Origin of the sequence: Lapillicoccus jejuensis (assembly GCF_006715055.1) — a bacterium.
Taxonomy (GTDB): Bacteria; Actinomycetota; Actinomycetes; order Actinomycetales; family Dermatophilaceae; genus Lapillicoccus; species Lapillicoccus jejuensis.
In genome coordinates, this window is sequence record NZ_VFMN01000001.1 from 1,954,192 (window position 1) to 1,973,056 (window position 18,865).

Below are 18,865 nucleotides of genomic sequence, written 5' to 3' on the forward strand. Positions count from 1 at the left end.
TCAGGCGGTCCGCAGCCGGACCGCGCGGACCGCGCGGTAGTGGTCGACGAGGCGCCCGCAGACGCTCTCCCAGGTGCGCCCGCGGACGGCGTCGTACGCCGCCGCGCCCATCGCCTCGCGCTTGCGGCGGTCGCCGACGAGGTCGGCCACCCGCTCGCGCAGCACAGCCGTGTCGCCCGGTGGGTAGAGCCAGCCCGTACGGCTCGAGTCGACGAGGTCGAGCAGCCCACCGGCCCCGGCGGCCACGACGGGGACGCCGCTCGCCATCGCCTCCTGGGCGGCCTGGCAGAACGTCTCGTGCGGCCCGGTCTGGACGGCGACGTCGAGCCCGGCCGTCTCGCGGGACAGGGCCGCGCCGCCGAGGAGGCCGGTGAAGCGGGCGGTGGGCAGCACCCGTCGCAGCTCCTCCCGCTCGGGGCCGTCGCCGACGACGACGAGCTCGACGCCCGGCAGGTCGGCGACCGCGGCGAGGTCGGCGATCCGCTTCTCGGCGGCCAGCCGACCGACGAACCCGACCCGCACGACCCCGTCCGCCGGGTCGCGGTGCCGGTGCGAGGGGTGGAAGGCGGCGACGTCGACCCCGCGCGGCCACACGAGGACCCGGGGCACGCCGTGCGCGCTCAGCTGGCGGGCCACCGTGGCCGTGGGCGCGAGGGTGACGTCGGCCCGCTCGTGGATCGACACGACCCGGCGCCACAGGGCGCTCGTGACGGGTGCGTGCCCCAGCCGGGTGTACTGGGCGGCGTAGCCCGGCACGTCGGTCTGGTAGACCGCGACGACGGGGATCCCGAGCCGACCCGCGGCGCGCACGACGGGGCCGCCGAGGACGAAGGGCGAGGCCAGGTGGACGACGTCGGGCCGCAGCGCCTCGAGCTCGCGCGCCAGGCGGGCGGCCGAGGCCAGGGACACCCGCACCTGCGGGTAGCCGGGCAGCCCCACCGAGGGCAGACCGGTCACGCGGGCGCCCTCGCAGTCCCCGGGCGGGTCGCCGGGGGTCAGGACGTGGGCCTCGTGACCGTGCGCCACGAGGTGGCGCAGGACCTGGATGACCGAACGGGTCACGCCGTTGACGTGCGGCAGGAAGGACTCGGTCACGACGGCCACCCTCACGGCCTCCATGAGAGCAAGCCCGGGTGGTGCGGTCGGTGGTCGCCCGGTGACGCGTCCCGGTCGCGGAGGTGAACAGTCGGAAGGCCCGCGCCGGGCACGACGGCGGCTCAGTGCGAGGGCGTCGTCCGGGTCCAGACGGTGGTGCCGGCCTCGTCGGCGCGGCGGCGGGCGTCGAGGACGTCGAGGGCGCCGGGCGTCGGCGCGGGGTCCATGGCGACGAGGTGGCGGCGCACCCACCGGCGCAGCGTGGAGCGGGCCGGGGACACGGTCCGCGAGCGGGTGGACGAGGTGGGGTGGACGACGTGGGTCATGGGGATCTCGGCGTTCTGTGGGGATCGGTGGCGACTGGGACCACCGTCGTCCGAGCGTGTTCGACCAACCTGTGCCGGGCCGCAGTCCCGCCCATGTGTCGGCTGCGGGGTCGCTGGGTGGTGCGTGCACGACGGCGGTCCGCCACCTGACCGCGGGCTGGACGTGCCGCACAGAGGCCATTGACGAGGCATAATCTCGTGTTATGGCACCTGTGAGGTCGGCGTTCGGTTTTCCCGACGTGGTCAACGAGAAGGCGGCCCGCTGCGTGGCCGCCGGGGTCGTCGCGCTGACCGCGTGCACCCTCGCCAGCGGGTGGCTGTGGCTGAGCGCCCTGCTCGCCGTCGGGTTCGCGCTGCGGGTCGCGGCGGGGCCCCGGTGGAGCCCGCTCGGCCGGCTCGCCGCCGGCGTCGTCGCCCCGCGACTGGGACCGCCGCGCCTCGTCTCCGGCACGCCCAAGCGCTTCGCCCAAGCGGTCGGCCTGACGTTCACCCTCGCGGCCACCGCGGCCCTCGTCCTCGGTGCGCCGACGGTCACCGTCGTGCTCCTCGCCGTGCTCCTGGTCTTCGCCACCCTCGAGGCCGTCCTCGGCTTCTGCGCCGGCTGCTGGGTCTTCGCCCGGCTCATCCGCCTCGGGGTCGTGCGCGACGACGTCTGCGTCGAGTGCGCCGACCTGGGCGCGCGCCGGCGCCCCGCGCAGCTCGAGGCGCACTGACCCGCGCGCTCACGGCCCGTTCTCAGCGCGCGCCCAGCCGGGTCCCGGGTTAGCGTCGCAGGACAGTGTCGTCCGGGAGGGCGGGCGACCTCCCGACGGAAGAGATGCGCATGCGCCTGCCCCGTAGCACCCGCTCGACCCGGCGACCGGCCGTCGTGGCCGTGACCGTCCTGGCCTCGGCCGGCCTCCTCGCGACCGGGACCGCTGGGGCGGCGACGCCCGCCGGACCGGCGCCGGGGGGCGTCGGCACCACCGAGGCGCGGGACGTCGACCGGGGCGTCACCCACGAGCGCAACCCGCTCGTACCGGTGGGCGCCTCGTGGACCGAGCACTACTTCTCGTCACCGCAGGAGGACTCGCCGACCCCGGTGCAGCTGCACGCCGACGTGCTGCGTCCGACGACGGTGCCGGACGGCACGCCGACGCCGGTGATCCTCTCGGTGGGGCCGTACTTCAGCCACGCCGGGCAGACCGGCACCGAGACCGATGCGACCGGGCCCTCGCAGCGCTTCGCCGACCTCATCGAGGGCGCCAAGCCGCTCGCCCGCGGCTACACCGTCGTCATGGTCGACCTGCGCGGCTTCGGCGGCAGCACGGGCTGCCTCGACTGGCTGGGCCGCGGCGAGCAGGCCGACATCAAGGCTGCCGTCGAGTGGGCGGCCGCCCAGCCGTGGTCGACCGGGAAGGTCGGCACCTACGGCAAGTCGTACGACGCCTCGACCGGCCTGTGGGCCAACAACGTGCGCCCCAAGGGCCTCGCCGCGGTCGTCGCGCAGGAGCCGCTGTGGAACGGCTACAACTACTACTACTCCAACGAGGTCGCCCGACCGAACAACCGCTACACCCCGTTGGCCTACAACGGGATCGCGCAGATCCCGGCGACGCCCGGCGACACCGACCACTACGCGCGCAACGCCGCGTACGAGGCGACCCACCCCGAGTGCACGCAGGCCAACCTCGTGGGCGGCCTGACGAACACGCGGCCCACCGACCCCTACTGGCTCGAGCGCGACAGCGTCCGGCCGGCCGCGGGGACGACGACGCCGATCTTCTTCACCCAGGGCTTCACCGAGTCCAACACCAAGCCCGAGCAGATGCAGGACTACCTGCAGGCGCACACGGGCGTCGAGCACGGCTGGATGGGCCCGTGGGAGCACGTGCGCGGCAACGAGCGCGACCCCGCCACGGGACGGCTGCTCGAGGGTCGCGGCGGCTTCTTCGCCGAGGTGATGAGCTTCTACGACCAGTACCTCAAGGGCCTGCCGCCGGCCGTCACCCCGCCGGCCTTCGCCATCCAGGGCAGCGACGGGCAGTGGCGCGGCCAGGCGTCGTGGCCGGGAGCGACCCGTCCCGGCACCGTGTCGCTCGGTCGCGGCAGCTACGTCGACGACGGGCGGGCCGGCACCACGACCGAGGTGACCGGGGCGACCGGCGACGTCGACCGTCAGGTCCGCAGCCGGCTCGTGCCGACCGCGGCGAGCGCGAAGGCGGCCTCCCCGGCCGCGACGGCCGCGTCGTCGTACCAGGTGCTCAGCAAGCCCGTCGCCGTCGCGACGCGGCTGACCGCGACGCCCTCGGTCACCCTGCGCACGACGGGCCACGGTGACGTCATGGTGCGCCTGTACGACGTCGACCCGGCCGCCGGGACCGGCGTGCTGGTCGACGAGAACGTCGCCCGTCTCCAGCCCGACCGGACCTCGTTCGAGCTGAAGTCGCTCGACTGGGAGCTGGCGCCCGGGCACCGGCTCGCCGTGAGCGTGGGCACCATCGACCCCACGGGTTACTGGAACCCGAGGCCGAGCGGCACCACGGTGACGGTCACGGCGGTGTACCTGACGCTCGAGACGCAGTCGCCGAGGAACGACCGGCCGACCCATGGCGAGGAGTCCGCGTTCCTCGCCGGCTACGTCGCGGACAACACCGTGCCGGTGGCGGTGGACGGGCCCGGGACCTTCGCGGTGCCGGTCCCGCGCGGCTGACGGGGAAGTGCCTCGTGGCCGGCGTCCGTGAGGTCGTCGACGCCCCGCCGGCACCGGGGTCCAGTCCGGCGTCGTCGGCGCGGCGACCATGGTCATCCAGCACGTGCTGTCCGCCGACCGGGTCGACCTCGCGATCGCCCAGCGCACCTCGGCCGCCTCGTAGGAGCCGGTCAGCCGCGGCCGGCGGGCAGGTCGACGCACACGGTCGTGCCGACGCCCGGCGTGCTGTGCACCTCGAGGGAGCCGGCCATCGCCTCCGTGAGCCCGCGGGCCAGCGGCAGGCCGAGCCCGACCCCGCCGTCCGCGTCGCGGCCCAGGCGGTCGAAGGGGACGAAGAGCCGCCCGAGGTGCTCGCGGGCGATCCCGGGACCGTTGTCGCGCACGGTGATCCGCACCTGCCCCTCGTCGACGCTCCAGCCGACGAGCACCCGTCCCCCCGGGCGGTGGTAGCGCAGCGCGTTGGTGACGAGGTTGAGCAGGATCTGCCGGACCCGGCGCTCGTCGGCGTGGACGAGCACCGTCGTCGTCATCGGGGCGGTGTGCAGGGTGACCCGCTCGGCCGCGGCCAGCGGCGCGACCATGGCCAGGACGTCGGCGACGACCGGCTCGACGGGGACGTCGCGCAGCGACAGGGGCAGCGAGCGGGTCTCGATGCGGGACACGTCGAGGACGTCGGCGACCATCGTGAGGATGTGCTCGGCGGCCCCGCCGATGTGCCGCAGGGCCTCCGCCCGCCGGTCCGGGGGCAGGTCGAGGGTGGCCAGCAGCTCGGTGAACCCGGTGATCGCCTGCAGGGGCGTGCGCAGCTCGTGCCCGAGGGCCGTGACGAAGTCGGTCTTGGCGCGGTTCGCGGACTCCGCGGCGGCGGCGGCCACCTCCGCCTCGGCCCGTGCGCGGCGCTCGCGCTCGGCGGCCCGCGCCGCGGTGACGTCGAGGACGTTGACCGACAGGGCCCGTGGCAGGCCCCGGGCGTCCATGATCGGTGAGGCGGCGACGACGAGGTCGAGCGGGCCGCCGCCCGGGGACCCGGCCGTGGCGTCGTACTCCTCGTGCCGGGCGCCGCGACGGCGGGGGGCGAGCGGCACGACGACGTCGTCGAGGGCCGCACCGACGAGCTCGTCCTCGGGACGCCCCAGCAGCGCCACGAGGGCGTGGTTGACCCGCGTGACCTCGCCCTGCGGCGTGGTGAGGGCCATGCCGACCGCGTTGTCCTCGAAGGCGCGGCGGAAGCGCTCCTCGCTGACGGCCAGCGCCCCGACGACCGCGTCGTGGTCGATGGCCACCGACGCGAGGTGCGTGAGCCGGGCGACGAGCAGCTCCTCGCGCGCCGACGGGAGGTGGGGCTCGTGGTGGTAGACGGCGAAGGTGCCGCAGACGCCGTCGCGCCCGCGGATGGGCGTGGACCAGCAGGCCCGCAGCCCGGCCGCGTCGGCGAGCGAGCGGTAGCGGGCCCAGCGCGGGTCGGACCGGATGTCGTCGGCGACGACCGGGAGGCCGGTGTGCGCGGCGGTGCCGCACGACCCGGCGTCGGGGCCGATCGCCATCCCGTCGATGTGCGCGGAGTAGTCGGTGGGCAGCGTGGGTGCGGCGCCGTGCCGCAGCGTGCCGGCGACCCGGTCGAGGAGCAGCACCGAGCAGTGGCTTCCCGGGACGAGGTCCTCGTACGTCGTCGCGACGTCGGTGAGGACGCCGACGAGGGGCCCGCCGACGGCGATCCGCTCGAGGATGCCGGTCTGCCGGGTGAGCAGCGCGACGGCGTCCTCCTGCGCGAGGGGCAGGTCGAGGGCGGTCACGGGCCGGACCGGTATCCCACACCGCGCACGGTGACGAGGTGGCCGGGTCCGAGCTTGTGCCGCAGCCGGTGCACGTGCTCGGTCACCGTGGCCTCGCTCTGCCAGCCGTGCGAGCTGGCCCAGACGTGCTCGAGGAGCTGGGCCCGGGTGAAGACCTGACGGGGATGGGCGTGCAGGAACGCGACGAGGTCGAACTCCTTGGCGGTCAACGGCACCGGCTCGCCGTCCACCTCGACCTCCCGGGTCCCGTGGTCGATGCGCAGCCGCGCCGCGCCACCGCCCGTCGCCGGGGGCCGCGGGGCCTGTCCGTCCGTCGCCCCACGGCCGGAGGGGTCCCTCCCGACGGTGCGCCGCAGCACGGAGCGGACCCGGGCGGCGAGCTCGCCCGGAGAGAACGGCTTGACGAGGTAGTCGTCGGCGCCGAGGTCGAGCCCGGTGATCCGGTCGCCCTCGCCGTCCCGACCGGACAGCACGACCACGGGGGTGACGTCGCCCGCGGCGCGCAGCCGGCGCAGGAGGTCGAGACCCGAGAGGCCCGGCAGCGACAGGTCGAGGACGACGAGGTCGGGACGGTGCCGTTCGATCCCGGCCCAGGCGGCGTACCCGTCGGCGGCCTCGTGGACGTCGTACCCCTCGGCCTCGAGCTGCCAGCACACGACCGTGCGGACGCGCGCGTCGTCGTCGACGACGAGGAGCGACGCCGCACCACGCATGCACGGACGGTACCCGCCGTCCCTGGGTGGGGCGAGGCGTTCGAGCGGAACGGCGCCGTCCGCTCAGGGGAAGCGCGCGCGGGCCGCCTCCGCCGGGGGGCCGTCGGGGGACAGGAGGAGGACCGCGTCGTCGACGCCGGCGGCGTCGTACCGGCGCAGCGTGGGGCCGAGCGCCGCGAGGTCGTCGTCGTCGCGGACGGGGACGGCGCACACGACGGCGCGCCGCCCACCGGCGGCCCGGAAGCGCTCGTGCGCGGCCAGGATCTCGTCGGGGGTGGTGCGGTAGCCCGAGGCCAGCCACCCCTCGAAGTCGCGGGCCGCGCGCTCGACGTTGCGGCCCCACGAGCCGAGCAGCATCGCGGGTCGGCCCCCCGGACGAGGCGCCACCCGCGCCGCACCGTCCCCGCCCTCCTCGAGCAGGGTGCGCAGCCGGGCCGCGCGCTCGCGGAAGACGGCGAACCGCGTGCCGTACGACGCGTCGAGGGCCGCGTAGTCGTCGGCCGTCGAGCCGGGGCTCACCCCGAGCACGAGGCGTTCGCCGCACAGGGAGCGCAGGGTGAGGACACGGTGCGCGACGTCGACCGGGTGCAGCAGCGGGAGCTGCACCGTCGCCGTACCGAGCTCGACGTCCTGCGTCACCGCCGCGGCGGCGGCGAGCACCGTGAACGGGTCGGGCACGAGGGGGCCGCGGCCCACGACGTGCGGCGCCCAGAGCGACTCGAACCCGGCGGCGGCGAGCCGCCGGGCCCAGCGCACGACGTCGTACGGCGCCGCGTCGTCGAGGTGGACGAGGGTCGCGCCGAGGCGCACGGGTCCGCCCTCAGCCGTCCCGGCCGAGGCGCTCGGCCGCGAACCGCTGGTACCAGTACAGGGTCTCGGGGTCGTCGACCGAGGCGACGTTCGCGGCCTTCTCCAGGGGCGTGCCCCGCATGAGCTTCTTGACCGGCACCTCGAGCTTCTTCCCGCTGAGGGTGTGCGGGACCGCCGGCGCCCGGAGGATCTCGTCCGGGACGTGCCGCGGCGTGAGCCGGGTGCGCAGCGTGGTGACGATCCTCGCGCGCAGCTCGTCGTCGAGCTCGTGGCCGTCGGCCGGGACCACGAACAGCCCCAGCCAGTACCCGTCGTCGGGTTGCTCGACCCCGATGACGAGGGCCTCGGCGATCTCCGGGAGCGTCGCCAGCACGTCGTAGAAGTCGCTGCTGCCGAGCCGCACCCCCTGGCGGTTGAGGGTCGAGTCCGAGCGGCCGTGGACGGACACGCTGCCGTCGTCGTGGAAGGTCACCCAGTCACCGTGCCGCCAGACCCCGGGCCAGGTGTCGAAGTACGACTCGGCGTAGCGGTGGCCGTCCGGGTCGTCGACGAGGTGCACGGGCATCGACGGCATCGGCTGGGTGACGACGAGGTCGCCGACCTCCTCCACGACGGATCGGCCGTCGTCGTCCCACGCGGCGGCGTCGACCCCCGCCAGCCGGCCGCCGATCCGGCCGGGACGCACGACGGAGTACTCGTTCGCGCCCACGAAGGCCCCGGAGATGTCGGTGCCACCGCTCGTGGAGTCGATGCGCAGGTCGGGGCTCACGTGCTCGGCGACCCAGTGGTAGCCGGCCGTCGGCAGGGCCGACCCACTGACCATGAGGTGCCGCAGCCGGCCGAGGTCCCATGCCTCGCGCGGGGACACGCCCGAGGCCTGCGACGCGGTGACGACCGCCGCGCCGAGCAGCACGACGTCGGCGCTAGTGCGGGCCGCCACCTCCCACACCGCGCCCGGCGGGAAGCCCGGGCTGCCCTCGTACAGCACGATGCTCGCGCCCTGGGTCAGCGCGCCGAGCTGCATGTTCCACAGCGCCCACCCCGTGGAGGTGAAGGTGAACATCCGCTCGCCGGGCCGCAGCCCGCAGTAGAGACCCGCCCACTTGCTGCCCTCGAGGGCGATGCCGCCGTGCGAGTGGACCAGGCCCTTGGGGCGGCCCGTCGTCCCCGACGTGAAGAGCACCCACAGGGGGTGCGAGAACTCGACCTGCTCGAAGACCGGGTCGGTCCCCTCGCGGACGAGGTCCTCCCACGGGACCGCGCCGTCCGGGCCGGTGCGGTCCGGGAAGGCCACGGGGACGTGGACGGTGCGGCGCAGGGTCGGCAGGGCGGCCCGCAGCTCGGCGACGACGTCGGCGCGGTCGACCGTGCGGCCGTTCCAGTGGTAGCCGTCGGCGGCGAGCAGGACGACCGGCTCGAGCTGGGCGAGCCGGGCGATCGTGCCGTCGGCGCCGAAGTCCGGCGAGCAGCAGGACCACACGGCCCCGACCGCGGCCGCCGCCAGGACCCCGACCACGGCGTGCTCGGTGTTGGGCAGGTACGCCGCCACCGTCTCACCGGGCCGCACGCCGGCCGCGCGCAGCCAGGCGGCGAGGGCACCCACCCGGCGGCGCAGGTCGCCGTACGTGATCTCGTGCGCCGGGTCGCCGCCCTCGCGGGCGACGACGAGCGCGGTCGCGTCGTCGTCCCCGCGGCGCAGGGCGTGCTCGGCCCAGCTGAGCCGGCCACCGGTGAACCACCGCGTGCGCGGCATCGGGTCGTCGGTGCGCACCTGCTCCCACGGCGTGGAGAACCGCACGTCGAAGTGGTCGACGATGCTCAGCCAGAACCGGTCGAGGTCCTCGACGGACCAGGCCCACAGGTCGTCGTGGTCGGCGAAGGGCCGTCCCTCGCGCTCCTGCAGCCGGTCGAGGTAGGCGCGCAGCGCCGACCCCTGGATGCGCTCCGCCGAGGGGCGCCACAGGACGTCGCTGTCGTCGCGGCTGTCGCTGCCGTCGCTGGCCATGGCCCGACCGTACGGCGCCCCGGCCCCGCGCGGACAGGCGGGCGGGCGCCGTTGAGACTCCGTTGAGGGAGGGGGGTGGCTGCGTTGAGGAACGTTGTCGACGCTGGGCCCGACCGGGCGTCGACGACGCCGCCCGCCGCTCGTCAGACCCGAAGGAGCCGACGATGAAGCTCGCTCTCTACCTGCCGAACTTCCGCGACCACGTGACGATCAAGGAGCTCGAGGACCTCACGGCCCTCGCGGAGGAGCTCGACTTCGACTCGGTGTGGACCCTGGACCGGATCATCGTCCCGGAGGCCTCGGACCGCGGGGAGATGCAGTTCCCGTTCGGGATGATGATGGACTTCCCGCCGCAGATGCCCGTCATCGCCAAGGGCAAGTGGTTCCAGGGCATGCCGCTCATCCCGTGGCTGGCCGCCAAGACGCAGAAGGTGCGGATCGGGATGAGCATCATCGACACCCCGTACCGCTCCCCGGGGGTGCTGGCCGCCGAGCTCGCGACCCAGGACCACCTCTCCGACGGCCGGCTCAACGTGGGCGTGGGGTCGGGCTGGATGCCCGAGGAGTTCGCCGCGGCGAGCGTCCCGCACCTCTTCCCCCGTCGTCACGGTCACGTGCGCGAGACGATCGAGATCATGCAGGGCATCTGGGAGAACGAGCTCTTCGAGTACCACGGCGAGTTCGCCGACTTCGAGCTCTCCGGCTTCGGTCACCAGCCGCTGCAGAAGCCCGGTCCGCCGATCTACTTCTCGGGGTTGAAGGACCCGGCCCGTTCGGCGAAGCGGATCGCCAGGTACGGCCTGCAGGGCTGGATCGGCATCCAGGACTCGCCCGAGGACATCGCCCGGTGGAAGGGCGCGATGAAGGAGGAGCTGGAGAAGATCGGCAAGGACTTCCCCGACGGCTTCGACATGTGCTCGATGATCTGGTTCACCATCACCGACGAGGACGTCGACCAGACCCCGGCCGGCAAGGGCAGCAACCTGCTCGTCGGCAGCGCCCGGCAGATCGAGGACATCCTCAAGCGCTACCAGGAGGCGGGGATGACGATGCCGCTGCTGTGGCCCCCGTTCCGCGACGTGCCGACGAGCAAGACCCTCGACGACCTCAAGCGGCTGGTCGAGGAGATCATGCCCAAGGTGAACGCCGAGGCCTGAGCGTGAGGCTGCCCGAGGGCGAGGCGCGCGAGCGCCTCGCCCGCGAGGTCCACGGGGTCCTGGTCACCCTCCACCCGGAGCGGGGTCCGGACCCGCAGCCGGTCGTCTTCGCGGTCACCGAGCAGGACGGCGCGGCGTTCGTCGGCGTCCCGATCGACAAGGTCAAGCCGAAGCGGTCGTCGCGGCTGCGGCGCGAGGACAACCTCGAGGCCGACCCGCGCGGGTCGCTCCTCGTCGAGCACTGGGAGACCGACGACTGGTCGCGGCTGTGGTGGGTGCGAGCTCAGCTCGAGCACGTCCCCGACCCCGCGGAGCCGGTCGTCGAGGACCTGGCCGACCGGTTGGCCGGCGCGGTGCCCCAGTACGCCGACAAACCGTTCCACCGGGTGCTCGTGTGCCGCGTCGTCGGGATCACCGGCTGGGCGGCGTCCGAGGACGCCTGACCCGTCTCTTCGTCATCATCTTCCCAGGACGCGTCAGGTGCGTTCCCCTGGCTCGCTGAGCGACGGCTGGTCAGGGGCCGCCCCGGCGGCGGCCTCACGCGGCGGTGGCCGCCCCTGGGAGGTAGCGGGCGACGAAGTCGTCGTACGTCGTGGGGCGGCCGACGTCGTAGCCCTGGGCGAGGTCGACGCCCTCCGCGCCGACGATCTCGAGGATCGCGGGCTCGGCGACGAACTCGGCGACGGTCTGCTTGCCCAGGTCGCGGGCGATCCCGACGATCGAGCGCAGGATGGTGCGGTCGATCCCGGAGCGGTGGCAGTTCGCGACGAACTCGCCGTCGATCTTCACGTAGTCGAAGACGAGGTGCTTGAGGTAGTAGAAGGACCCGAAGCCCGCGCCGAAGTCGTCGAGCGCGAAGCGGCAGCCGAGCGCGGTCATCCGGTCGGCGAACTCACGCGCCCGCTCGACGTCGGCGACGGCGGCGGTCTCGGTGATCTCGAGGATGAGTGCGGAGGGCTCGACGTCGTGACGGCGCAGCCCCTCGACGAGCGCCCGCTCGACGCGGTCGTCGCCGATGGAGTGGCCGGACAGGTTGACCTCGAGGCGGAAGAGCGGGTCGAGGCGCCGCAGCGAGGCGAGCAGGCCGAGCGCCCGCTCGACGACCCAGGTGTCGAGGGCGGGCATGAGCCCGGACTGCTCCGCCACGTCGAGGAACCGGCCGGGCGGGACCAGCTCGTCGGCGTCCGCGAGCCGCAGCAGCACCTCGGCGGAGTGGATCTCGCCGGAGCGCAGGTCGAGGATCGGCTGCAGGTGCAGCTCGAAGGCGCCGTCCTCCAGCGCGTCCTCGATGCGTCGTTTCCACGCCATCCGCGCTCCGGTCCGCGGCTGCCGGCGGGCGTCCTCGTCGAGGACGACCACCCCGTCCCGGCCGGCGTCCTTGGCGTCGTACATCGTCATGTCGGCGAGGGCGAGGATGTCGACGTCGTGGTCGTGGGCCGCCCGCACCGTGACGACGCCGACGCTCGCCGTGACCCGGCGCCGGCTGCCCTCGAGGGTCGCCGCGTGCTCGCGCACCCGGTCGACGATGGAGTGGGCGACGGCCTCGGCCGCGACGCGGTCGGCGTCGACGAGCAGGACGGCGAACTCGTCGCCCCCGAGCCGGGCGACGACGTCGGTGCTGCGCACCCGGCTGCGCAGGAGCTGCGCCGTGGACACGATGAGCTGGTCGCCGGCGGCGTGCCCGAGGGTGTCGTTGACCTCCTTGAAGTTGTCGAGGTCGATCATCAGCAGCGCGCCGTCGGGGCCGTGGCGTCGGCAGCGCTCGAGGTGACGGGTCAGCTCCTCGTCGAAACGGCGCCGGTTGGCCAGCCCGGTGAGCTCGTCGTGGTCGGCGAGGTGGGCCAGCCGCTGCTCGTAGCGCCGCCGCTCGGAGACGTCGACGACGTTGACGAGGACCAGGTCGTCGGTGTCCTCGTCGCCGACGACGAGCCGGCTGCTGAGCAGCGTGTGGACCTCGCGCCCCTGCGGGGTCGCGAGGCTCCAGTCGGCCTCGACCCGGGTGCCGGGGGCCTCGCGCGCCGCGCGCAGGTGCTCGCGCAGCGTCGTGTCCTTCGGGCAGGCGACGGCGGCGAACGGCGTCCCGACCAGGGTGCCGGCGGGGCGGCCGACCATGGTGCAGAGCGCCTCGTTGACGTCGAGGACGACCCCGTCGGGGGTGAGCAGCGCGACGCCGTACGGCGCGTCGGAGAGCAGCCGCTCGGCGCGCTCCTTGGCGCGCAGCACCTCGCGCTCGTGCGCGCGCTCACGGCTGACGTCCCGGGCGATGACGAGCGCCCGCCGGCCGTCCTCGCCCGGGAGCAGCGGGGTGACCGTGACCTCGTGGGCCGCGTCCGTCCGGCCGCCGCGCAGCTCCGCGGTCCCCTCCACGCCGTCGAAGGCGCCGCGCACGAGGGGCGTGAGCGCGTCAAGGCTGTCGGGCTTGACGAGCTCGGCGAGCGGGTGCCCCTCGGCGCCGGTGAAGCCCTGCGTCACCGCTCCCTCACCGCCGACCGCGACGACCGTCAGGTCCTCGTCGAGCATGAGCACGGTCGTGTCCGGCAGGTGCTGGAGCACGGCGCGCAGGGTGGCCTCGCTGCGGGCGACGGCGCGCTCGGCCTCGACGGAGGCGGTGGAGTCGATGGCGATGCCGAGGCAGCCGGTGACCCGGCCCTGCTCGTCGCGGAGCTCGGTGAGGGCCAGGCGGACGTAGGCCCAGGTGCCGTCAGCGCGCAGCTGGGCCCAGGTGCGCGGCGGGGCGTCCCGGCGCGCCAGCTCGGCGAACACCTCGTGCGGGCGGACGCCGAGCTCGGTGGCGGCGGCGAAGATCTCGGCCGGGTCGTGCAGCGCCTCGCGACGCACCGCGGCGCCGACGATGTGCTCGCAGCGGTGGCCGAGCAGGAGCTCGGCCCCCCGGCTGAACGAGGTGATGACGCCGTGGGTGTCCGAGGCGATGATGCTGCTGAGGTGGGCGGCGCGCATGACCCCGGCCACCTCCGCGTGCGCCTCGCGAGCCCGGGCCGACTCGCGGTGGACCCGCCCCACGACCCGGTGGATCTCCGGGGCGATGAAGACGGTGACGAGCGTCCACATCAGCCCGTGCAGCCAGTCGGTGGGGGAGTAGAGGGGTGGCCCGATGACGAGGATGGGCGCCACGAAGACGACGAGGGTGAGTCCCGAGGACACCCAGACGTCGCGGCGGGTGCCGGTGAGGGCGAGCCAGAGCGAGGGGATCGCGACCAGCGCACCGAGAGGGGAGGCCGACCCTCCCGAGACGTCGCGGGCGACCATGATGGCGAGGAAGCTCAGCCACGGCCCGACCGGGTCGACCCAGGTCCGCCGGTCGCGGCGCAGCGAGATGCCGAGGTAGACCAGGGCGACGGCGTAGCAGACCGGGACGAGCCAGGCGTGATCGCCGCGGTCGCCGTGCGGCGTGACGAGGGCGATGAGCACGCCGATGAGGCCCGTGAGGACGAAGGGCGCGGCGGCACGCGACGTCGCGCGCGGTCGGCTCGGGTCGAGCGGCGGGGCGCCGGTGACCGAGGGTGCCGCGGGCGCGGCGGCACGGACGGTGGGGCGCTTCATGCTCCGAGAATAGTGCAAAGCGGACAATGACCCCATAGTGCACACGGCCCATCACGGGCCTGCGGAGTGTCCCGTCGTCGCCCTCCGGTGGGGCTGCCGTCGGGGGTGCAGGATGGGGCCGTGATCCTGTTCGCGGCCGTCGTCCCGCCTCCGCCGGTCGTGGAGGCGGCCCTCGCGCGGGTCCGGCGGGCGCTCGCGCCGGCGCCCGCGCCGCCGCGTCGCTGGTGGCAGCGCGGTGGCCGCTCCACCGCCGAGGCCGCGCCGCCGATCGAGGTGCTCCCCGCCGACCGCGTGGTGCTCACGGTGGCCCGCTTCGGCAACCTCACGACCCCCGACGCGCACCGGCTCACCTCCGCCCTCGTCGAGGCGGCGACCGACTGGTCGACGCCGACGGTGCGGATCGCCGGCGCCTCGGTGTGGGAGTCCTCGCGCATCCCCCAGCTCGCCCTCGACCTGTCCGGCGACCTCGACGGCCTCCACGGGATCGCGCGCGACGTCCGCGCCACCGTCCAGGGGCTCGGTCTGTTCCTCGACCGGCGCGACTTCCGCCCGTCGCTCCCGGTCGCGCCGTTGCCGGAGGGTGGCGCCGACGACGAGGTCGCCGCCGTCGCGGCCGCCGTCGCGGGCGAGGTCGGCGAGCCGTTCACCGTCACCCACCTGTCCCTGCTGCGCCAGGCGACGGAGACCTCGCCGCTCCTCGAGCACGCCCGGGTCCCCCTGTCGTCGGACGCGGCCGGCTGCGTCTGAGACCCCCGTCGTCGCGCCGGTAGCCACATGGCGAGACAGTCGCCCACTAAAAGGTCCGTAGCCCGTACCTTTATCTCGGCGCCCGCGGCGGACCCCCCGAGCGGCCGCGGGCGCCACCTCTCGACCACCACGGGCGTTTCATGTCTGTGTCGACGGGAACTGTTGTCCCTCAACACGATTCGTGGAGGGTGCAATGGGGCGTCAGGACATCGACAGCGCTGTGCGGCAGCTCGTCGACCGGGTCGAGCAGTACCGGCTGGCGGTGTCGGCCTTCCTCGGCTGCTCCGCCTCCGAGTCCCGGGTGCTCGACCTCATCCGCGAGCGGGGGCCGCTGGGCGTCGGCCAGGTCTCGCGTGCCGTGGGGGTCCGGCACAGCGTGGTGACCGGGATCGCCGATCGCCTCGTCGCGAGGGGTCTGCTCGAGCGGCGGCCGGACGCCACCGACCGGCGTCGCAGCATCCTCGCCCTGCCCGAGGAACGGGTGGCGGCCCTGGACACGCCGTACCAGCTCTTCGGGGAGGCGATGGTCGACCTCGACGACGAGCGTGCGCAGGAGGTGATCGACGCGCTGCGCGTCGTCGGCGAGATGCTGGATCGTGGCAGTGACGCGCTCGTCCGGAAGGGGCGTCGCCGGACGCTGGGCTGACCGACGGCCGTTGGGTCGACGGGTACGCCCCCGGACCACGGGCTAGGTTGCCGCCGTGCGCCCCCTGCTCTCCACGGCCGAGACCCGCGTCCTGCAGGCGATCGACGACGAGATGCTGGTGAGTCAGCTCGTCGAGCTGGTCCGGGTCCCCAGCGTCACCGGCACCGACGCCGAGTCGGAGCTGCAGCACTGGCACGCGACCCAGCTGGGACGACTCGGGTACGACGTCGACCTGTGGCCGCTCGACCTCGACCAGCTCGCGGCCGACCCCGGCTTCCCCGGGACCGAGGCACCCCGCACGGAGGGGTACGGCGTCGTCGCGACCACCGGCCCGTCGGGGCCGGACGCCCCGCCGGCCCTCGTGCTGCAGGGGCACGTCGACGTCGTCCCGACCGGCGACCTCGATCGGTGGGAGGACCGCGACCCGTGGAGCGGGACGATCCGCGCGGGCCGCGTGCACGGGCGCGGCGCGTGCGACATGAAGGCGGGCGTGGCCGCCAACCTCGCTGTCGCACGGGCGATCTCGACGTCCGGGGTGCGACTCGAACGGGCCTTCGGGGTGCACGTCGTCGTCGGCGAGGAGGACGGCGGGCTGGGCGCGTTCGCGACCGTCCGGCGTGGTCACGTCGCCGATGCCGCCGTCATCACGGAGCCGACGAGCGGTCGGGTCGTCGTCGCCAACGCCGGCGCCCTCACGTTCGCGCTGCGGGTGCCGGGCCGGGCCGCCCACGGCAGCACGCGACGCGAGGGACGCAGCGCGTTCGAGGCGTTCCTGCCGGTGCACGCAGCGCTCGGCGAGCTCGAGCGGGAGCGCAACATCGACGTCGACCCGCTGTACGGCGACCTGACCCTGCCCTACCCAATCTCCGTGGGCATCGTCCGCGCCGGTGACTGGGCCAGCTCGGTGCCGGACCTGCTCGTCGCGGAGGGCCGGCTGGGTGTCCGGCTGGGGGAGCCGGTCGAGCAGGCACGGGCGGCCCTCGTGCACGCCGTCGCCGAGGTCTGCGCGCGGGACCCTTGGCTGCGGGACCACCCGGTCGACGTGTCGTGGCCGGGTGGCCAGTTCGCCAGCGGGCGGATCGACCCCGGGCACCCCCTGGTCGCCGACGTGACCGGGGCGGTCGCGGCGGTCGAGGGCCGCGCGGTGTCGCTGGGCGCGGCGCCGTACGGGAGCGATCTGCGGCTGTACGCCGACGAGGGTGGGGTCCCGACGCTGCACTACGGGCCGGGCGACGTGCGGTTCGCGCACGCGCCGCGCGAGCAGGTCGACATCGAGGAGCTGCTGCGGGTGACGAGGTCGCTCGCCGTGCTCGTGGCGCGGCGCTGCGGCGCACGCGTGTGAGCACGCCACCCGGGTAACTTGTGCAGGTTGTTCCGGTTTTGCGTAAGTTCGCGTACCTTCGATCTCCAGCACTCGGTGCTGTGGCGACCCCTCGGCATCCGTGATGCTCGCTGGGCGAGATATCTGGACGGTTCCTCTCGCAACCGGGGTCGGCGGTGCCGATGTCCGGGATCGATCCGTCCGTCCGTCCGTCCGGGAGGCCCTCGGTGCCTGAGCTCCTGTCGTCGTCCTCGTCCTCCGCACGTCGAGGTGGCGTGCACACGGTGTTGTCCGACCGACCCGTGGCCGTGCAGATCGGCGCCGCCGTCGGTGTGCTCGTCACGGTGATCCTCGTCGTCGGGACGCTCGGGGTGCTCAAGCTCAACTCGGCGACGTCGACGCAGGAACGGCTGTACGACGACCACGTCGTGCCCCTGACCCAGCTGGACGAGCTGCAGGCCCAGGTCGGTGCGATCCGGCTGGCGTCGACGAAGTACGTCCTCGCGGACGCCGCCGAGCGTCCCGCCCTGGCCGCTTCCGCCGCGAAGGCGCTGGCCGACCTCACCGCCCTCGCGCCGGTCTACCAGGCGCACGCCTCGGACCCGAAGGACTTCTCGGCGGCCGTCAGCAGCATCACGCAGCTCGCGGCCGGCGCTCGGACCCAGGTCTTCTCGCTGGCCGACGCGGGCCGCACGACCGAGGCCTTCGCGCTCGTGCAGCGCGTGCTCAAGCCGCTGGGCGACGCCGCGGTCGCCGACCTCGAGAAGGAGGCGGCGGCGCAGAAGGCTCAGAGCGACGCCCTGGCGGTCGTCGCGCTGACCCAGGCGGACGAGGCGCGGACGGTCATGCTCGTCTCGATGGGCATCGGCGTGCTCGTCGGCCTGCTCATCTCGGTCGTCGTCGTGCGCGCCATCCGCGGCAACATCCGCAAGGTCCAGGTCAGCCTGGCCGCGCTGGCGGACGGCGACCTGACCGTGGAGTCCGGGGTCGACAGCCGCGACGAGCTCGGTCAGCTCGCGCAGTCCCTGCGGCGGGCCCAGGGCGCCCTCGGCGCTCTCCTGAGCAAGGTGTCGCAGTCCGCGTCGTCGGTGGCCGCGGCGTCGGTCGAGCTCGCGGAGTCCTCCGCGCTCATCGCCTCGGCCACGGAGGAGGCCAGCGCCCAGTCCGGGGTGGTCTCCGCGGCCGCGGACCAGGTCTCCCGCAGCGTCTCCATCGTCGCCGCCGGCGCGGAGGAGATGGGCGCCTCCATCCAGGAGATCGCCGCCAACGCCGCCGAGGCCGCCGCGGTCGCGCAGCGTGCCGTGGCGGAGGCCGCTCAGACGACCGACACGGTGACGACCCTGGGGGCCGCGTCGGCCGAGATCGGCACGGTCGTCAAGCTCATCACCTCGATCGCCGAGCAGACCAACCTGCTCGCCCTCAACGCCACCATCGAGGCCGCCCGCGCCGGTGACGCGGGCAAGGGCTTCGCCGTCGTCGCCGGCGAGGTCAAGGAGCTCGCCCGCGAGACCGCCCGCGCCACCGAGGACATCGCCACGCGGGTGTCGAGCATCCAGCAGATGACGACCGACGCGGTCACCGCGATCGGCTCGATCTCGACCGTCATCGGCACCATCGACGACTACCAGACCACCATCGCCTCCGCCGTCGAGGAGCAGACGGCCACGACGAGCGAGATGAGCCGCTCGGTCGCCGAGGCCGCCAGCGGCACCGAGCACATCGCCTCGAACATCGGCGGGGTGTCCGACTCGGCGAGCACGACGACCGTCGCGGTGCTGCAGACGCACGCCGCCGTCGAGGAGCTCGCGCGGCTGGCCACCGACCTCGAGACCCACGTCGGGGCCTTCCGCTTCCGGGGTTGACGCCGGTCGTCCGCCGGTCGCGGAGCTCGGGCGCCACCGCTCACCCCGGCCGACCGGTGGGCCCCCGGCCGCGGCGCGACCGGCAGGACACGGCGAAGCGACTCTACGAGAGGGCAGGGTTCCAGCCCGTCGAGAAC

15 protein-coding genes are annotated in these 18,865 nt (G+C 74.4%); 8 read left to right on the plus strand and 7 right to left on the minus strand.

What is annotated here, in order from left to right:
- Window positions 1-1,095 (minus strand): glycosyltransferase family 4 protein, encoded by a 1,095-nt coding sequence (locus FB458_RS09300; RefSeq protein ID WP_246061136.1) that lies wholly within the window; start codon window positions 1,093-1,095, stop codon window positions 1-3.
- Window positions 1,096-1,217: 122 nt separating this feature from the next.
- The gene (locus FB458_RS09305) at window positions 1,218-1,421 is read right to left on the minus strand and encodes a hypothetical protein (protein WP_141848254.1); all 204 of its coding nucleotides are present in this window, start codon (window positions 1,419-1,421) and stop codon (window positions 1,218-1,220) included.
- A 203-nt stretch (window positions 1,422-1,624) separates the two neighbouring features.
- Between FB458_RS09305 and FB458_RS09310 the strand changes: the two genes are divergently transcribed.
- Together FB458_RS09310 and FB458_RS09315 are read left to right on the plus strand one after the other, a co-directional pair.
- Window positions 1,625-2,134, plus strand: a complete 510-nt coding sequence (locus FB458_RS09310; RefSeq protein ID WP_141848255.1) for a DUF4395 domain-containing protein — start codon at window positions 1,625-1,627, stop codon at window positions 2,132-2,134.
- Between the two features lie 110 nt (window positions 2,135-2,244).
- On the plus strand, window positions 2,245-4,113 hold the full coding sequence (locus FB458_RS09315) for a CocE/NonD family hydrolase (RefSeq protein WP_141848256.1): 1,869 nt from the start codon (window positions 2,245-2,247) through the stop codon (window positions 4,111-4,113).
- A gap of 170 nt (window positions 4,114-4,283) precedes the next feature.
- On the opposite strand, the gene FB458_RS09320 is transcribed toward FB458_RS09315, so the two are convergent.
- From FB458_RS09320 to FB458_RS09335, 4 genes are all read right to left on the minus strand, one after another.
- Window positions 4,284-5,906, minus strand: coding sequence for a GAF domain-containing sensor histidine kinase (locus FB458_RS09320; RefSeq protein ID WP_211355990.1), 1,623 nt, complete (start codon window positions 5,904-5,906; stop codon window positions 4,284-4,286).
- Window positions 5,903-6,619 (minus strand): response regulator transcription factor, encoded by a 717-nt coding sequence (locus FB458_RS09325; RefSeq protein ID WP_141848257.1) that lies wholly within the window; start codon window positions 6,617-6,619, stop codon window positions 5,903-5,905. Before FB458_RS09325 ends, FB458_RS09320 begins: the two co-directional genes overlap by 4 nt.
- 63 nt (window positions 6,620-6,682) lie before the next feature.
- Window positions 6,683-7,429 (minus strand): LLM class flavin-dependent oxidoreductase, encoded by a 747-nt coding sequence (locus FB458_RS09330; protein ID WP_141848258.1) that lies wholly within the window; start codon window positions 7,427-7,429, stop codon window positions 6,683-6,685.
- Between the two features lie 10 nt (window positions 7,430-7,439).
- Window positions 7,440-9,434, minus strand: coding sequence for an acetoacetate--CoA ligase (locus FB458_RS09335; RefSeq protein ID WP_141848259.1), 1,995 nt, complete (start codon window positions 9,432-9,434; stop codon window positions 7,440-7,442).
- Window positions 9,435-9,598: 164 nt separating this feature from the next.
- Here FB458_RS09335 and FB458_RS09340 point away from each other — a divergent pair, with 164 nt between their 5' ends.
- Both FB458_RS09340 and FB458_RS09345 read left to right on the plus strand, forming a co-directional pair.
- Window positions 9,599-10,591 carry an LLM class flavin-dependent oxidoreductase gene (locus FB458_RS09340; RefSeq protein ID WP_141848260.1) on the plus strand — a complete coding sequence of 331 codons (993 nt, stop codon included), beginning with the start codon at window positions 9,599-9,601 and terminating at the stop codon, window positions 10,589-10,591.
- Between the two features lie 2 nt (window positions 10,592-10,593).
- Window positions 10,594-11,034 carry a PNPOx family protein gene (locus tag FB458_RS09345; protein WP_246061137.1) on the plus strand — a complete coding sequence of 147 codons (441 nt, stop codon included), beginning with the start codon at window positions 10,594-10,596 and terminating at the stop codon, window positions 11,032-11,034.
- A gap of 94 nt (window positions 11,035-11,128) precedes the next feature.
- Here the strand turns inward: FB458_RS09345 and FB458_RS09350 are convergent, their stop codons facing one another.
- Window positions 11,129-14,152: a sensor domain-containing protein gene (locus tag FB458_RS09350; RefSeq protein WP_170185620.1), complete on the minus strand. Its 3,024-nt coding sequence runs from the start codon at window positions 14,150-14,152 to the stop codon at window positions 11,129-11,131.
- A 120-nt stretch (window positions 14,153-14,272) separates the two neighbouring features.
- Here FB458_RS09350 and FB458_RS09355 point away from each other — a divergent pair, with 120 nt between their 5' ends.
- The 4 genes from FB458_RS09355 (at window position 14,273) to FB458_RS09370 (ending at window position 18,728) form a co-directional block, all read left to right on the plus strand.
- On the plus strand, window positions 14,273-14,899 hold the full coding sequence (locus FB458_RS09355; RefSeq protein WP_141848262.1) for a 2'-5' RNA ligase family protein: 627 nt from the start codon (window positions 14,273-14,275) through the stop codon (window positions 14,897-14,899).
- 193 nt (window positions 14,900-15,092) lie between these two features.
- Complete coding sequence (locus tag FB458_RS09360) at window positions 15,093-15,545, plus strand: MarR family winged helix-turn-helix transcriptional regulator (RefSeq protein ID WP_141848263.1); 453 nt, start codon at window positions 15,093-15,095, stop codon at window positions 15,543-15,545.
- A gap of 55 nt (window positions 15,546-15,600) precedes the next feature.
- Window positions 15,601-16,887, plus strand: a complete 1,287-nt coding sequence (locus FB458_RS09365; RefSeq protein WP_246061138.1) for an ArgE/DapE family deacylase — start codon at window positions 15,601-15,603, stop codon at window positions 16,885-16,887.
- Between the two features lie 281 nt (window positions 16,888-17,168).
- On the plus strand, window positions 17,169-18,728 hold the full coding sequence (locus FB458_RS09370; RefSeq protein WP_211355991.1) for a methyl-accepting chemotaxis protein: 1,560 nt from the start codon (window positions 17,169-17,171) through the stop codon (window positions 18,726-18,728).
- The last annotated feature ends 137 nt before the right edge of the window (window positions 18,729-18,865 follow it).

Coding starts and splice junctions, on each gene's coding strand:
- FB458_RS09340 (WP_141848260.1), top strand. CDS start 9,599: ATGAAGCTCGCTCTCTACCTGCCGAACTTCCGCGACCACGTGACGATC.
- FB458_RS09310 (WP_141848255.1), top strand. CDS start 1,625: ATGGCACCTGTGAGGTCGGCGTTCGGTTTTCCCGACGTGGTCAACGAG.
- FB458_RS09315 (WP_141848256.1), top strand. CDS start 2,245: ATGCGCCTGCCCCGTAGCACCCGCTCGACCCGGCGACCGGCCGTCGTG.
- FB458_RS09335 (WP_141848259.1), bottom strand. CDS start 9,434: ATGGCCAGCGACGGCAGCGACAGCCGCGACGACAGCGACGTCCTGTGG.
- FB458_RS09305 (WP_141848254.1), bottom strand. CDS start 1,421: ATGACCCACGTCGTCCACCCCACCTCGTCCACCCGCTCGCGGACCGTG.
- FB458_RS09325 (WP_141848257.1), bottom strand. CDS start 6,619: ATGCGTGGTGCGGCGTCGCTCCTCGTCGTCGACGACGACGCGCGCGTC.
- FB458_RS09350 (WP_170185620.1), bottom strand. CDS start 14,152: ATGAAGCGCCCCACCGTCCGTGCCGCCGCGCCCGCGGCACCCTCGGTC.
- FB458_RS09360 (WP_141848263.1), top strand. CDS start 15,093: ATGGGGCGTCAGGACATCGACAGCGCTGTGCGGCAGCTCGTCGACCGG.